6 protein-coding genes are annotated in these 16371 nt (G+C 62.4%); all 6 read left to right on the top strand.

Going from position 1 to position 16371, the window contains the following annotated elements; translation table 11 throughout:
• The first annotated feature begins 143 nt into the window (after positions 1-143).
• The 6 genes from AB5Z20_RS00335 (at position 144) to AB5Z20_RS00310 (ending at position 16365) form a co-directional block, all read left to right on the top strand.
• The gene (locus AB5Z20_RS00335; RefSeq protein ID WP_368155784.1) at positions 144-3239 is read left to right on the top strand and encodes a PD-(D/E)XK nuclease family protein; all 3096 of its coding nucleotides are present in this window, start codon (positions 144-146) and stop codon (positions 3237-3239) included.
• 3 nt (positions 3240-3242) lie between these two features.
• The gene (locus AB5Z20_RS00330) at positions 3243-6869 is read left to right on the top strand and encodes a UvrD-helicase domain-containing protein (RefSeq protein WP_368155783.1); all 3627 of its coding nucleotides are present in this window, start codon (positions 3243-3245) and stop codon (positions 6867-6869) included.
• A 136-nt stretch (positions 6870-7005) separates the two neighbouring features.
• Positions 7006-7515, top strand: a complete 510-nt coding sequence (locus AB5Z20_RS00325; protein WP_250787438.1) for a DUF3284 domain-containing protein — start codon at positions 7006-7008, stop codon at positions 7513-7515.
• Positions 7516-7618: 103 nt separating this feature from the next.
• A complete protein-coding gene (locus AB5Z20_RS00320; RefSeq protein WP_368155781.1) occupies positions 7619-8818 on the top strand; it encodes an MFS transporter in 1200 nt (399 codons plus the stop codon).
• 240 nt (positions 8819-9058) lie between these two features.
• On the top strand, positions 9059-12862 hold the full coding sequence (gene dnaE / locus AB5Z20_RS00315; protein ID WP_195361074.1) for a DNA polymerase III subunit alpha: 3804 nt from the start codon (positions 9059-9061) through the stop codon (positions 12860-12862).
• 38 nt (positions 12863-12900) lie between these two features.
• Complete coding sequence (locus AB5Z20_RS00310) at positions 12901-16365, top strand: DEAD/DEAH box helicase (protein WP_368155779.1); 3465 nt, start codon at positions 12901-12903, stop codon at positions 16363-16365.
• Positions 16366-16371 lie beyond the last annotated feature (6 nt).

Raw genomic sequence — 16371 nt, 5'->3', positions numbered from 1 at the left:
GGCGGTTTTTATATGCCTGCAATCGGCTGGTGCGTTGGGGTCAGGTTGCTTTGTACCAAAAGATGGAGCTGCGGTGGCAATGTGTCCGCTTGGGCGGGTAGGATGGATGCATTGATTATTGCGAACAGTTTGAGCGGAGGACCATGCCTGTTCGAATCTATACCACCAATGCCGGCACGGATTTGAGTGATGCCGAGTCGGCGCTGCTTGCCGACCTTGTTGGCTGCCACGGACGTGCCGTGCTGCTGGCACCTACGTTTGCCGAGCTCGACCTGTGCCGTCATGATGCGGCGGAAGCCGGGATTTCGCTGGGTATTGACTACAAGACGCCTACATCGTGGCTTCGCTCGCTTTGGGAGCTTTTGGGCGACGGGCGCGGTTTCGTCGACAACCTGCAGCGCCAGATGCTGTTCTCGGACATGGTCACGCGTCTCGACGATGTCGACCTGCAGCCGCTTTCGCGCAGCCAGGGCACAGTGCGCATGCTCGCGCGCATGGCCCGCGACGTGTTGCCGGGCGTTGCGGGGACGGGTGCCGAACGATGCCGTGGCGACAACTGCCAGCCTGAGCCAAAAAGCGATGCCGAGGCCCGTGTGTTCGAGCTTTTGCGCGCCTATGCGGGCGGTTTGGACCGTCGAGATATGGTCGAGCCCTGCGAGGCAGCTGGCATTATGACCAGTGTCCTGGCCGATAGCCTGCCGGCGTGCACTCGCGCCGTATGCGTGCGCGGTATCACGTCGTTTACGCACGGTCTGCTCGAGCTGCTGTCTGCCGTGGCGAACAATGGGGGAGAGGTCGTCGTGCTGCTTGCACGCGAGCAGGCGGCGATGCGCGAGGAGCTTGCCGCGGCATTTGATGCCCGCGATGTGTTGTTTGAGATCGCGCCGCTGGGGAAGAACGCCGTCGCGCCTGATGCCGCTTGCGGGATCGCCGCTCAGCCTGCCTTTATTGAGGTCGCCGGCCCCCATGCCCGTGCTCATGTCTATACGGACGCAATTGATGATCTGGTAAAAGCGTGCCTGGGTTCCGAGGTCGCCGGCGCCGCGACGCCCGTCGACCCCGTGCGCGTGCTCGTTGTTTCTGCCCGGGCATCCCAGCTGTTCGGTGAGCTCGCCTCTCGTCTGGCGGCTCGTCATATCGCTGCCGAGACAACTGAGTTCACGGCGTTTTCCCAATCCATTGCGGGCAGGCAGTTTGCGGCGCTTGCCGGCCTGATCGAGCGCATGAAGGCCGCCGATGAGGGCATGGCGTCAAAGACCGAGTGGTGGCCCGCGCCGGAGCTTACCGACTGGATCTACAGTCCGCTTTCGGGTGCCGACGCCGCGAGCGCCCGCGGCTTCGACAAGAACATGCGCTTGTCGCGCAGCAAGACCGCTGTGGGCATCAAGAGCCTGCTGCAGAGCGTGCAGGGCCAGGTGAGGGGCGCCCGCAAGGCCGCCAGCGACGATAGCTGGTTTAAGAATGTGCCGTGCGTAGTCTCGGACGTGTTCCAGGCGCTGTGGCGCGACAAACCCGTGACGGCGCTCAAGGCCATGCTCGCCGTTGCCGAGGCGCTGCCCGATCGCGCTCTAGGCGGCCTTGACGGCCAGGCCCGTCGCCAGGCAGAGACGGCTTTGCTGCGCCATGCCATCGACATCCTTATGAACGATGCTCGCGCGCTCGACGTGTCGCAGGCCGCGACCGTGCCGGTTCTCGACGGCGTTCGAACCAAGGTGGACAAGCGCAGTACCGCATACGATTACGAGACCTACGAGGTCGATCGCACGCCACGGGCGCAAGTGCGCTTCGTGTCGCTTGCCGATGCGTCGGTTTTGCGTCCTGGCGGATACGATGCCGTGCTGTTTGCCGATGTCGACCTGGACAGCTATCCGCTTTCGCACGAAGAGGGCCCGCTTGCCACGTTGATGGCCGAGCTGCGCCGCGACGGCGTGTCTTTGGAGCCCGCTGCCCTGTTGCGCGTGCGCTTTGGCCGTGCGATGCAGGCGGCGAGCGGTCCGGTCGCGCTCGCCCGCGTGACACACGATCGCCAGGCGCGCGAGTGCTACCCGGCAGCCGTATGGACCGAGCTGCGGGCACATGCCGAGGCCGCTGGCGCTGCCAAGCCCACGTGCGTAGGCGAGGGCGATATCATCGCCGACTTCGATCCCGCGGCAGGCGAAGGTCTCAAGCGCGAGCGCGTGACCTGTGAAGCCCCCCAGCATCTGAGTGCCGAGGCCGTGCCGTATCTGGTCCTGCGCCGTCGCGATGGCGAGGGCGAGGATGCGCCGCTGGTGCCGCGCCTGACGTCTGCCTCGCAGATCGAGGCCTATTCGACCTGCCCGCTATGCTGGTTCGTCTCGTATCGCGTCAAGCCCCAGTCGATCGACGCCGGCTTTGGCAATATGGAGAAGGGCAACTTTGTCCACGACGTGCTGGAGCATCTGCACGCCCGTCTGCCCCAGGAAGGCATGGAGCGCGTGACGCCCGAGAACCTGCCGCGCGCTCAGGAGCTGCTGCGCGAGGTCTTTGACGAGACATTGGCCGAGCACGCCGGCAAGCGTGGCAACGAGGGTCCGCTCGTGCCGCTCTCTCCGGTAGAGGAGCGCCAGGTGGCTGAGATTCTGCCGCAGCTGGAGGGTGTGCTTGCCTATGAAGCCGAGGCGCTGACTCCTTTTGCTCCGCGCTACCTGGAGTTTGCCTTTAACGATCTTAACGTTGAGTATGCCGGTTGGCCGCTTGGCGGGCGCATCGACCGCGTAGATGTGGATGCCGAGAATCGCGCCGTGGTAATCGACTACAAGCATCGTTCGGGTGTCGAGGAGTTTAAGCTTGCCGACCCCACGGTGCGTGACGAGGAGACGGGCGAGGCTCCCATCGACGACCCGCGCTGGCTGCCGCCCCATACCCAAACGCTCATCTACGCGCAGGCCATGCGTCGGGCGCTGGGCTTGGATACCCGTGCAGCGCTCTATTTTTCGACCAAGGGCGGCAAGCCCGCGCTGCGCGGTGCGGCGAGCGCCGAGTTGCTCGAGGAAGAGCGCGGTGACGGTCGCATCCCGGGCCTCAAGAAGGGCTTCCCGGGCGAGGGCGGCAGCATGGACTTCGATGCCCTGCTCGATCGCGTGGAGGCCGGCATCGCCGAGCGCCTGCGCGAGCTCGAGGCGGGCAACGTTGCCGCCGTCGACCCGGCGTCGGCTCAGGCCGCGCATGCGCGCTGCTCGTATAACCACGAAGGAACGTTTGTAAGGAGGGACGTGTAGACCATGGATCTTTCGACTTTGATGCCGCAACAGCTGCAGATTGTCAAAACGCTCGACCGCCCGCTGTTTGTCTCGGCGGGCGCCGGTTCGGGTAAGACCTTTACCCTCACGCGTCGCATCGTCTATGCGCTCTCGCCCGAATCCGGTCCGTTCGTTGAGCATCTGGACCAGGTGCTCGCCATTACCTTTACCAAAGATGCCGCGGCCGAGATTCGCGACCGCGTGCGCCGTGCGCTTATCGACGAGGGCATGGACGAGGAAGCACTGACCGTCGACGACGCGTGGATTTCGACCATTCACGGCATGTGCTCGCGTATCCTGCGCGCGCACGCGCTGGAGCTGGGCATCGACCCCGAGTTCACGGTGCTCACCGATACCGACGAGCTCATGGACCAGGCTGTTGAGCATGTGCTGGGTCGCGCGACGGCACCCGATGCCGCCCCCGAGCTCGCGGCATCGCTCAAGGCCCTCTATGCCTGGTATCCCATGGCGGGCGAGGGCGGTTCCTTTGGCGGCGGTACGACCATCAAGGGTCTGGTGCGCGACCTGCTGGAGCTGTCGAGCCAGTTGCCGGGCGGTATGGACGACGCGCGCGTGGCGCGCGGGCAGGCCGATACCTCGGCACTCGCCGATGCCTATCGCGCGGCGCTGGGCGCAAGCAAGGCCGCGACCGAGAAGGCGCAGACGGCGCTCGATGCCATCGACGCGTTTGAGGCGAGTGGCAAAACCATGGAGGATGCGGCGCGACTCATGATGTCGTGCACCATGCCGCGCGCGAGCAAGGCATTCCCCAAGGAGCAGGTCGAGCTGCTCAAGGCCGAGGCCGCCGATGCGTTTATCAATATCGTGCTTGCCTGCGGTGGCCCGGCGCTCGATGCGCTGGTGGGCCTGGCCCGTTCCGTCGAGGCCGAGTATCGCGCATTGAAGGCTGCCCAGTCCGCCCTCGATAATAACGACCTGCTGCGTATGGCCTACGAGGCCCTGCGCGATTACCCAGCCATCCGTGCTGCGTACGAGGGCCGCTTTAAGATGGTCATGATCGATGAGTTCCAGGATACCGATCAGATGCAGGTCGATTTGATTCGCTATCTGACGGGCGCGGGGGAGCGCGCGCTGTGCACCGTGGGCGATGCGCAGCAGTCGATCTATCGCTTCCGTGGCGCCGAGGTCGAGGTATTCCATCGCCAGGAGCGCAAGGTGGGCTCGTCTGCCGCGCCCGAGGCGACTGCCGTGACCGACACCCCCGCCGGCGAGCTCGTCAAGCTCGTGCGCAACTTCCGCAGCCATGACGAGGTACTGCGTTATGTGGCACGCGTCTTCGACGGCGATGACGGCGGCCTGATGCAGGGCTTTTTGGACCTTGAGGCGAGTGACGGACGCAAGGACACGCTGGTGGCAGACGCCTCGCGTCGCCAGGCCCTCTTTGTTGCCGGCGGCAGCACGCAGGAGCGCACACAGGCCAAGGCCCGTGCGATCGCCGAGCGATTCCGCGCGCTTGCCGATGCCGGCCAGCCCCAGGGCGGCATGGTGCTGCTGCTGGGCCGCATGACCAATGCCGACGTCTACGCCCAGGCCTTCCGCGACCAGGGGCTCGACTGCGTCATCGCGGGCGGCTCGGTCTTTTCCCAAGCCGCCGAGGTGCAGACGGTGCGCGCCCTGGTCTGCGCGCTCGCCAATCCGGCCGATACGGCGCAGGGCCTCATGCCGTTGCTGGCCTCGCCGATGTTTGCGCTCGGCGTCCAGGAGTTCCTGGCGCTGGCGACCAAGCTCGATAGCGAGACGGGGGAGACCTCGCGCCGCAACATCGATGCGGGCATCATGAGCGATTCCGATGCGCCGGGCCTGCAGGACCTGCCGCTCGTGACGCGCGCCCGCGAGGTGCTGCGTTATGCGCTTCGTCGCGTGGGCCGCGATTCGTTCGCCGCCATCGCGCGCGACGTGGTCAACGCTTCGGGCTGGTTTGTGCGTCTGGCGCAGCGTGGTCCCGAGGGCAAGGCCATTGCCGCCAACGTGCTCAAGGCGCTCGATGCCGTGGCCGAGGCGGAGGCCGAGTTCGGCAATTCGCCGCGTTCCATCGCGCTGGCCTTCGACCGTTTCTTGGCGGGCAAGGAGGCCCCGGGTGCCCTCAACGAGGAGGGCGACGGCGCGGTGCGCATCATGACGGTCCATGCCTCCAAGGGTTTGGAATATCCGGTCGTGGCGGTCGCCGAGTGCTTTGGCGTGCGTAAGTCCTCGGGTGCGGCACAGATGGGTCGCGTCGAGGGCGGAGCACAGGTCGTGGCACTGCCGGCACGCTTCGACGGCGTTAAGCTCGCCGATGGTACCTTTGTGAAGGGCGACGACGTCAAAAAGCAGTTTGAGCATGCGTTTAAGGGCAAGGGCACGTCGCTGTGGCTGCCGCCGGAGCTCATGGAGGACGTCTGTGCGACGGGTTCTCCCGCCGAGGCATTTGCCCGCCTGCGCAACGACGACCTGCAACTTTCGCTTGAGGAGCGGGCTCGTCTGCTCTATGTCGCCATGACGCGAGCGCGTGAGCTGGTCATTTTGGCGATGGACGCCGGCGTGAGCCGCGGCAAGGTGACGGCGCCGACCTTCGATGTCGAGACGGATCTGACTTACGACGTGCTGCGCCGCATCCTGCCGACCGGCAGCCTGGACATGCCGCAGCTCGATAGCGACCGTTTAGCGTTCGACAACTCCAAGCCGGGCGACTACGAGCTCATCTCGCTGGCGGACTTTACGTTTGGCGAGCAGGTGTTTGAGGCCAACGCTTCGCTGGATGTCGAGGGCAGGCTTGTTCGTGGCGATGCCGATGCCGCCGATAATGCTGCGCGCTCAACCGTTCCCGGTCCTGCCGACCCCGAGCCCGATTCGTTTGAGCTTGTGTATCCCCAGGCAGTGGGCGTGCGCATGGGCACCTGTCCATTCCCGGCGCGTGACTCATATAGCTACTCGTCAATCGCCGCGGCACTGCATGCCGAGACGGAAGACCGTGCCGCCGAGACGCGCGTGCCCATGGACGAGGCTGGCGATGATGCGGAGTCGGATGGTTCCGAGATGACGGATGCAGACGTGGCCGCCGTTGAGCCCGCCGGCAATCCCATGGCCTTGGGTTCGGCCTTCCACGCCGCCTGCCAGTGGCTCATCGAGATGGGTGCCGATGCGCTGCCCGCTGAGCGTGCCGATGCGCTGGCGCGTCTGTGGTGCCTGACGCCGGAGCAGCGCGAACGCTTCGACGTTGCCCTGGACCGCTGGCTCAAGTCGGCTGTTCGTGCCGACCTGCTCGCGTGGCCGTGCGTTCGCGCCGAGGTGCCGTTCTTTTCACTGGGCTGCGAGGACGAGGACATTGCCCGCTACGGTGTCTATGCCGAGGGCGCCATCGATGCACTGGCGACCGACCCGGCCGATCCGTCGCGCGCACTGGTCATCGATTACAAGACAGGTGGCACGCCGGATGAGACGCCGGACCAGCTGCTCGAGAAGCACGCCCTGCAGGCGCGCGTCTACGCCGATGTGTTGCACAAGGCGGGCTTTGAGGCCGTGACCGTCAAGTTCGTCCGCGTGGAGCAGGCGAATCCAGCCATCTTCGTCGAACCCGCCGAACCTCAAGTGGTCACCTACAACCTCTAGCCACCTCAGGCTTTACGGTGCTATTTGGGTAGTTTTGCGGCTGTAAAGCCCTCAATCGTCCAAATGGCACCGCAACGCATGGGAGAGCCTGGGGCGTTACAATGACTCGAACGGTTCAAACGAATAAGGAGCCATCATGCAGCTCACCAAAACGCTTAAGGTGACACCGGAGGAGCTTTTTGACGCTCTGGCGGGGTCCATCATGCAGGATATCGAGAACGCCACGGGCAAGCGTCCCAGCCGCAACAAGCTCAACGGCTATAAGTACGAGAAGCGCGCCCAGTCCGCAAAAGGCAAGGCCAAGGGCACGGCGATCAAGGTTAAGATCAAGCACTTTGACTACCCGTGCCTCTATGAGGTCCGTTTTCAGTATGCGGCGGGCATCAATACCATGCGCTATGAGGCTGCACCTGCTGGCGATGGTGCCTGCGAGCTCACCTATACCGAGGATTTTCAGGGCGTGGGTGGCAACACGTCTGGCACGCGCGGCAAGCTCGGCCTCTTCTTCTATGAGCGCAAGCTCAAGAGCCACGCCAACCAGACGATTGATCAAATCGTCAAATACATCGAGGGTGAGCGCCGCGTAAAGGCTAATCCCGCCTTCGCCGATGATACTGCCGAAAACGCTTCGGATGTACTCCATTGATACCCTGTGCAAAAGCTTTACCGCTCTTCACATCAACTGTGAACACTTCAGGTTTCGAATCAGTAGCGAGCGGCCCGACAAAAATAGTTGTTGGTAGTGCCAAATGAATAAGAATGCCACTACGCAACTGCACGTCTATTCCGCCTTTTTCGTTCTCACGGGATTTGTTTTAAATCGGGGAGTGTTTCTACTTTTCCTTGCGGAGAAAGGAATGTCTGTCACGGAAATCGCGCTTTATCAAGCCCTGTTCAACATAGCAACGGTCGTCCTCGAGCTGCCAACAGGGCTGATAGGCGATTTCTTTGGAAAGAAGTTTTCGATTCAAGTGGGCGTGCTGCTGCTTTTCTTCCATACCGCCGGCATGCTGTTGCTCTCAGGCCCCTTTCTTGTCGTGCTTTCCCTTGTTGAGGCACTCGCCTACTCCCTTCAATCGGGATCCGAACAAGCACTTTTATATGAAATTGCCCGAAATGCCGGTCAAGGAGAGCGCTTCCTCACCATCAACGCTCGGCTGCTTGCCGCGCAATCAATCGCTACGGGAATGGCAATTGTGCTCGGATCTTTCATTGCCCAAGTATCTTGGAGTGCCCTCTACGTATGTGTCTCCGTTTTCTATCTCCTGCAGCTTTTCCTTCTGTATCCCATTGAGAGGACGGAAACGACCCGTTCTGAAAGATCAGAAAAGGGGAGGTTTGACGCAGCCAAGATGTTCAGGCGCGAGACCTGGCGCGTTGGAGAATCCGCTTTTGCGGTATTGCTTCTCCTCATCGGCACAAGCATGCTCGACGGATTCTACGGGAGTTATTACAACTTGAATCAGTTGGTATTCGACGCATTTGATGCTCCCGTCTCCATAATAGGAATCTTTTTCGGTGCATCCTATGCAGTAAATGCGACGGCCTACATTGCAGCAGATTTCTTCTCATCGCGTTTCGGGAAAAGAAATACCATGCTCGTCTCGATGCTAATCGAGGCTGGCCTTTTCTTGATTCTTCCGTGGCTCGCTTCAAATCCTCTGTGCTTGTTTGGCCTTAGCATGGTGCTTTGTTTCCTCCCAGAAGTGGTGTACATCACTTCGGAAAACTTAATCCAAGACGCGATAGCGGACGATCTCCGCGCGACGATCCTTTCCGCCGCGTCTCTGGTAAGGGCCCTCTTTTCCGCAATGTTTTTCTCCATATTTGGACATGTGTTGGGGTTATATCCCATTCAGATAGCGCTCGGTATTATTGGTGCAATCGCGATAGCAATTACCGCCGTTGTTTCATTAAAAATGGTAGGAATGCAGGTCTCCAAGAATTGATATATCGATTGACGAGCTATCCGAAGCGTCGAGCCTTCTTGATGGACATGACTATCCGTCACAAATCATTCCGCGCATCGCCGGGGTTCCAGTAATACTCGATATATCTGGATGCCCTCATTCCCCTTTTTGAGGGTCCCAAAAAGACTACCCGTGTGGGTTTGGCTAGGTTCGGGTGCCGTCCGCGCCGTGCGGTAAAATCGTTCAGTCAGAACACGAACCCGCATCGGAGCTCATCACATGGCATTCGTCCATCTGCACAATCACACTGTTTTTTCCATGCTCGACGGCGCAACCCGTATCCAGGATATGGTCAACCGTGCCGTTGAGCTGGGCATGCCCGCCGTGGCCATCACCGACCACGGCTACATGTACGGCGTGCCCGACCTGGCGCTGGCCTGCGACGCCGTCAACCACAACACGCCCGAGTACAAAACCTGGAGCCACGACAAGGCCTTCTTGGAAAAGGACCGCCGCGACGAGCTGGTGGAGCCCGATCCCGAGGAAAACCCGCGCGAGCATGCCCAGTATGTGAAGGACATGGCCATGTGGGACGAGAAGGGCAACATCGACGAGCTCAAGCCGCCCCTGGTCATCAAACCCATCTTTGGCTGCGAGGTCTACTTTACGCCGGACGAGACGCTCGCCCGCGACCACAAGCCCGAGCTCTACCACATGATCCTTCTGGCCAAGGACCAGGAGGGCTACGTCAACCTGATGCAGACGGTCTCCGAGGCCGCCGTACAGGGCTTTTACTACAAGCCCCGTGTGACGCTCGACAACCTGCGCCGCCACGCCAAGGGCATGATCTGCACGAGCGCCTGTATCGCGGGCATTATTCCCAAATACATCGACCGCGGTGACATGGAAGGCGCCATCAAGTGGGCCGAGACCTTCCGTGACACCTTCGACCCCGGCGACTTCTATATCGAGATTCAGGAACACGGCATCACCACCGACAACGGCCTGACCGACGAGCAGATGGACCGCACGCTCATCGACATTGCCAAACAGGTGGGCGTCAAGGTCATCGCCACCAACGACTTCCACTATCTGCGTCGCGAGGACGCGCCCGTGCAGGACGTCATCATGTGCATCGGTATGAACGCCAAGGTCGACGACCCCAACCGCATGCGCATGACCGGCTCGGAGTTTTACATGAAGACCGAGGAGGAGATGCGAGCGATGTTCCCGTATTGCCCCGAGGCCTGCGACAACACGCTCGAGATCGCCGACAAGTGCTACGTGGAGCTCGACTGGGACTCCATCATCCTGCCGCGCTTCCCGTTGCTCGACCCCGGCGAGACGCACGAGAGCCAGTTCCGCCGCGAGTGCGAGAAGGGTCTGCGCCAGCACTATGGTGACGACTGGGCCACGCGCGAGATCGGTGGCGTCAACATCAAAGAGCGCTTTGAGTACGAATACAAGGTCATCTGCGACAAGGGCTTTGCCGCCTACTTCTTGATCGTCGCCGAGTACGTGCAATGGGCCAAGGACAACGGCATCGGCGTCGGCCCCGGCCGTGGTTCTGCCGCCGGCGCTATCGTCGCCTACGCCATGAACATCACCGCGTTCGACCCGCTCGAGAACGGCCTGATGTTTGAGAGGTTCCTCTCCCCGCAGCGTACCGAGATGCCCGATATCGATATGGACTTCGACGATGAGCGGCGCCTCGAGGTCGTGGAGCACGTTCGCCAGCTCTACGGCCCTGAGAAGGTCACCCACGTCATCACCTACTCGACCATCAAGGCCAAGCAGGCCATCAATGATGCCGCGCGCGTCCTGGACTACCCGGTCTACATGGGCCAGCGCCTGTCCAAGATGGTCTCGAGCGACCCCAAGGTCAAGCTCAAGCAGGTGCTCGACAAACAACCCGGCAAAGAAGATCTGTTTAACCCCGATTTTGCCGAGGCCTATAAAAAGGACGACGACGCCCGCCGCATCATCGACACGGCGCTCTCGATCGAGGGCCTCACCCGTGGCGAGGGCGTGCACGCGTGCGCCGTTCTGATCTGCCGCGACCCCGTCAACGAGCACGTGCCCACCAAGCTTGATACTAAAGGCGGCGTCGAGATTACCCAGTACGAGGGCCATACCGTTGCCGACATGGGCCTGCTCAAGATGGACTTCTTGGGCCTGCGTACGCTGACGGTTATCTCCAAGGCCAAGGCAAACATCAAAAAGAACTTCGGCATCGACATCAAAGAGGAAGAGATTCCCTTTGACGACCCCGAGATCTTTAAGCTCATGGGCTCCGGTCACACCGCCGGCGTCTTCCAGGTCGAGTCCGCCGGCATGACGGCCACGATCAAGAACATGAAGCCTACCGAGTACAAGCACGTCGTGGCATTGATCGCCCTGTACCGCCCGGGCCCGCTGGGCGCCGGCATGGTCTCGTCCTACATCAACCGTATGAACGGCAAGGAGCCGGCCGTCTCCTACGACGACCGTCTGGACGACATCCTGGGCGAAACCTACGGCACCATGGTCTACCAGGAGCAGGTTATGCTCATCTCCGTCGAGATGTGCGGCTTCTCCAAGGGCGAGTCGGACTCGCGTATCCGTAAGCCCGTGGCTAAGAAAAAGATTAAGCTGCTCACGTCGACGGTGCTCCACTGGGAGGATGGCTCGGACGAGACCACCTACGACCACTGGATGAACGGCGCTATCAAGAACAACTACACGCGCGAGGTCGCCCAGAAGATTTGGGACGATGTTCTCGAGTTCGCGTCCTACGCCTTCAACAAGTCGCACTCCGCCGGCTACGCCATCCTGGTTATGCAGACGGCATGGCTCAAGGCGCACTATCCGCACGAGTACATGGCGGCCGTTCTGACGTCCTACACGGGCAAGACCGACAAGATCGTGCACTACGTCTCGGCATGCCGTCACGACGGCATCCCCGTGCTTTCGCCAGATGTCAACGAGTCCGGCACCGAGTTCACGGCTACCAAGGAAGGCGTGCGCTTTGGTCTGGCCGGCATCCGCGGCGTGGGCACCGGCGTGGCGCAGGCGATTATCGCCGAGCGCGAGGCGGGCGGCCCGTTTAAGACGCTGCATGACTTTGTCGAGCGCGTGGACTCGAGCCAGGCCAACCGCCGCGTGATCGAATCGCTGATCAAGGCAGGTGCCTTCGACTCCACGGGCTATCCGCGCCGCCAGATGATGCACTTTGTGGACAAGAACAACCCCGAGAACATCATCGACGCCGCGATAAAGCGCCAGAAGGACCGCGCGAGCGGCCAGACCTCGTTCTTCGACATGTTTGGTGATGTTGAGGGCTCGGGTTTCGAGGTCAGCGTGCCCGATCCGGACGGCCAGGAATGGGACCGCCACCTTAAGCTGAGCCAGGAGAAGGAGGTTCTGGGCATCTATGTCTCGGACCACCCGCTGCGCCCGTTTGAGTATGCGCTCAGCAAAGCGCGCGACTTCTCGTTCTCGCAGATCGACACCGGCTACGAAGTTCAGAATCCTACGGGCGGCACCATCAACCAGGAGATTCCCGAGGGCAAGGCGCTGTGGTGGGCCGGCATGGTCTCGAGCGTGTCCAAGCGCGTGACCAAAAACGGCGACCCCATGGGCATCGTGCAGCTCGAGGACATGGAAGGCGAGGCCACCGTCGTGGTGTTCCCTAAGACCTACAAGGAGGCCGAGGGGTACCTGTACGGCGAGGTCGATCCCGAGACGGGCGCGCAGCTGTCCGACGCCTTTGTGCGCATTAAGGGCAAGCTCGAGCGCTCGGACCGCGGCGACCAGATCATCGCGCAGGAGATCGTGCCGCTGGAGCTCAACGAGGAGAACAACAAGCCTAAGGTGTTTGAGGTCATGGTACCCAACAGCCGCTTTAGCCAGGGCAATATGGCCCGCCTGGCCACGGTGCTCACCACTAACCCGGGCGGCGACCGCGTGGAGATCTTTATCGAGCAGGTGGACGGGCGCGTGCTGCGTGCCGAGGTGCCTGCCAAGGTCAACGCGCGCTCGATTCCGTTGCTGGCCGAGGCCAAGGCCATCGTGGGTAACCAAGGCAGAGTGACGGTGATCTAAAGGCGACCTTGCTGGTCCGCGCGAGATTGGAGGAAGTGATGGCGCAGGGGACGTTTGTGCAGGCGCTCCGGAAAGAGGCGGCGCTGAGCGGCACCTTTATGAAGGGCCGCTCGCTCATGCTCAACGGCGCCGTGCTGTCGATTGAGGACAGCGGCTCGCGCTTCTCCAAAAACGTGACGGTTGAGGGTGCAGTGCGTGGCTCGCGCGGCGACCTGTACAAGACGCACGTGGCGCTCGACATGGACGAGCACGAGGTGATCGACTACGACTGCGATTGCCCCGCTGCCTATCGCTACCCCGGCATGTGCAAGCACGCCATCGCCACGGCGCTGGCGTACCTGGATGCCAGCGGCATTGAGCCCGTCGAGGGGCTGCGCACGCCGGTCCGCACGTTTACGGCGGCGCCCAAGCAAGCCGCGCGTCCCTCGTCCGCCGCACCGGCCGTCAACCCTAACTTTCCCTTCCCGGCGCCAGTTCCCACGAGCCCGAGCCTCATGAAGGCGCTCTCCGATCTTTCGGACGCGCGCATGGATGAGTTGGCGGGCATGCGCCGCAAGCTCGCCGGCACTGTCGACCCCGATGCCCCCAAGGCGGTGTTGGAGCCCTCGCTGGTGCCGTACTACAATCCGCTGTTTGCCGACCGGTTTAGCTGGGCGCTCGAGCTTCGCATCCGCTGCGGCTCGGTGTCCTACGTGGTCAAGGACATCGACGGCATGGCCGCCGCCTACGTGCGCGGCGGCACGTTCTCGTACGGCAAAAAGCTCACATTCCTCCATGCGCCCGAGGCCTTTGACGAGGTTTCGGTGCGTCTGCTCGACCTTGTTGTGGCAACGGTTGTGTATCTGAGCGACATCACAAGTTCGCGTTCGGCGTCGTACGATTTTGCACGCAGCGGCTTTGTCGCCGAGCGCCAGCTGCCGCTGTCCGAGCATGACATCGTATACATGCTGGACTTGCTGCGTGGCCGGACCATTTCCTTTGAGCCCGCCTGGTCGCGGGGAACGACGACGCATCGTTCCTACGAGGTGGCGGTTGAGTTGTCGCCGGTGGGGGAGGACGAGGTCTCGGCAAAACAACCGCCGCTCCTTGCCGCCAAGATCGCGCCGGCGGCTGGTGGCAGCTACGACCTGCGCCTGCCGGCCGATACGTACTGCTTTGTCGCAGGCGACGCAGCCTATCTGGTCGACACGCACCGCGCGCGCCGCGCCGATGCAGCGTTTGCCCAGCATGCCGCACCGTTTCTGTCGCGTCTGCTGCCTTGTCGCACGCCGGTCCATATCGCCGCCGAACAGGTGGGCGAATTCTGCCGCATGGCACTGCCCGTGCTGCGCGAATACACCGATCTCACCGCTCCCGCCGTGCTCGACACCGTGGCGCCCGAGCCGAGCTTTGCCATGGCAATCGGTGTCGACGACGAGCTCGTGACCTGCAAGATTACGGTTGCCTACGGCGATTGGTCGGCAGATCTCTTTAGCCTGGGTGCTCCGGGAAGCCCCTTCGAAGAACAGCGCCCGGGCGTGCCGCCGCGCGACGAGATAGCAGAGTTTCGCGTTATGGATACGGCGGCCCTGTATTTCGACTTTTACGAGGGCGGCTTGGCGTTTGAGGAGCGCGACGACGAGAGCCTGTTCCACTTGCTGACCGAGGGCTTGTCTGCCCTGTCCGAGCTGGGCGAGGTCATGCTCAGCGACCGCCTACGCCAGATCTCGGTGCGCCCTGCGCCCAAGCTTTCGGTGTGCGCGACCGTCAAGAGCAACCTGCTCGATGTCGAACTGGGCGCGAGCGGTCTTTCGGCGGCAGATCTTGCCATCTATCTGGACTCGTACAAGCGCCACCAGACGTTTGCGCGCCTGACGTCCGGCGACATCGTGCGCCTGGACGAGGGTGCCCGCGCCGCGTTTGGTCTTGCCGAGGACCTGGGCGTCGATGCCGTCGATCTGCTCGACGGCGTGTCGCTTCCCGCGTCGAGTACCCTGTTTGTCGACAGCATGCTCGCGCGCACGCCGGCGCTTGAGGCCGATCGCGACGCTGCATTCCGTCGTACCGTCGAGCGCTTGGATACGCTCGGCAAGATGGACTTTACGGTGCCGGTCTCGCTCAAGGCCACACTGCGCGGCTATCAGGTCGACGGCTACCAGTGGCTCGGTTCGCTCGAGCATCTGGGCCTCGGCGGCATCTTGGCCGACGATATGGGCCTGGGCAAAACATTGCAGATGATCGCACATATCCTGGCGCGCGTGGAGGCGGGGGACGCTAGGCCCACGCTTGTGGTGTGCCCTGCGTCGCTCGTGTATAACTGGACTGCCGAGCTGGAGCGCTTTGCGCCTTCGCTCGACGTGTGCGCCATCGTGGGTGCCAAGGCGCAGCGCCGCGTGCAGATAGCCGGCGCTGACGAGCATAACGTGGTCATAACGTCGTATGACCTCATGCGGCGCGATATCGACGAGTATGCCGAGCAGGACTTTGCCCGTGTGGTGCTCGACGAGGCCCAGTACATTAAAAACCCGCTCACGCAGGTGGCGCACGCCGCCAAGCGTCTGCCTGCCGGCGTGCGCTTTGCCCTGACGGGCACGCCCATCGAAAACCGCTTGTCCGAGCTCTGGAGCATCTTCGACTTTTTGATGCCGGGCCTGCTTGGCTCGCGCGAGTCGTTTGCCAAGCGCTTCGAAAGCCCGGTCGAGCACGCCGAGGGTGACAGCGCCGCTCGCTTGCAAGCGCTCGTGTCGCCGTTTGTGCTGCGCCGCGTTAAGGAAGACGTGGTGGCCGACCTGCCCGAGAAGATCGAAGACACCGTCATGGCACAGCTCACCGGCGAGCAGCGCAAGCTCTACCTGGCCAACCAAGACCGTATCGCCCAGCAGGTGCAGCATCGCGAGGCATCCGAGTTTAAGAAAGACAAGCTCAAGGTGCTCGCCGAGCTCACCAAGCTGCGCCAGATCTGCTGCGACCCGCATCTACACTACGAGGACTACAAGGCAGGGAGCGCCAAGCTCGACGCTTGCATGGAGCTCGTGCACGGTGCGCTCGACGGCGGGCACCACATTCTGCTGTTCAGCCAGTTCACGGGCATGCTCGATATCATTGGCAAGCGCCTGGCCAAGGAGGACATCGGCTTTCTTAAGCTCACGGGCGCATCGTCTAAGGAGAGCCGCGCCAAGATGGTCGCGCAGTTCCAGGCGGGCGAGGTGCCGGTGTTTCTGATCTCGCTCAAGGCGGGCGGCGTGGGCCTCAACCTGACGGCGGCCGACGTGGTCATCCACTACGACCCGTGGTGGAACGTGGCCGCGCAGGACCAGGCGACCGACCGCGCGCACCGTATTGGCCAGCAACATACCGTGACCGTGTACAAGCTCATCGCCAAGGACACGATCGAGGAGCGCATCATGCAGATGCAGGAGTCCAAACGCGACCTGGTCAACAGCGTGCTCGGCGGCGACGGCATCTCCTCGGCGCTGTTTACCCGCGAGGATGTTCTGGCACTGCTCGGCGGCGACGGGCGCTAACCCGCT

The organism is Collinsella aerofaciens, from assembly GCF_040910245.1.
In the GTDB taxonomy this organism is placed as follows: Bacteria; Actinomycetota; Coriobacteriia; order Coriobacteriales; family Coriobacteriaceae; genus Collinsella.
The sequence above is the reverse complement of the archived record's forward strand: the minus strand, read 5'-3'. Positions and strand labels throughout refer to the sequence as shown.

What these genes read in the sequence shown, in the direction of transcription:
- AB5Z20_RS00335 (WP_368155784.1), top strand. Translation starts at nt 144, where the DNA reads ATGCCTGTTCGAATCTATACCACCAATGCCGGCACGGATTTGAGTGAT.
- AB5Z20_RS00330 (WP_368155783.1), top strand. Translation starts at nt 3,243, where the DNA reads ATGGATCTTTCGACTTTGATGCCGCAACAGCTGCAGATTGTCAAAACG.
- AB5Z20_RS00325 (WP_250787438.1), top strand. Translation starts at nt 7,006, where the DNA reads ATGCAGCTCACCAAAACGCTTAAGGTGACACCGGAGGAGCTTTTTGAC.
- AB5Z20_RS00320 (WP_368155781.1), top strand. Translation starts at nt 7,619, where the DNA reads ATGAATAAGAATGCCACTACGCAACTGCACGTCTATTCCGCCTTTTTC.
- dnaE (WP_195361074.1), top strand. Translation starts at nt 9,059, where the DNA reads ATGGCATTCGTCCATCTGCACAATCACACTGTTTTTTCCATGCTCGAC.
- AB5Z20_RS00310 (WP_368155779.1), top strand. Translation starts at nt 12,901, where the DNA reads ATGGCGCAGGGGACGTTTGTGCAGGCGCTCCGGAAAGAGGCGGCGCTG.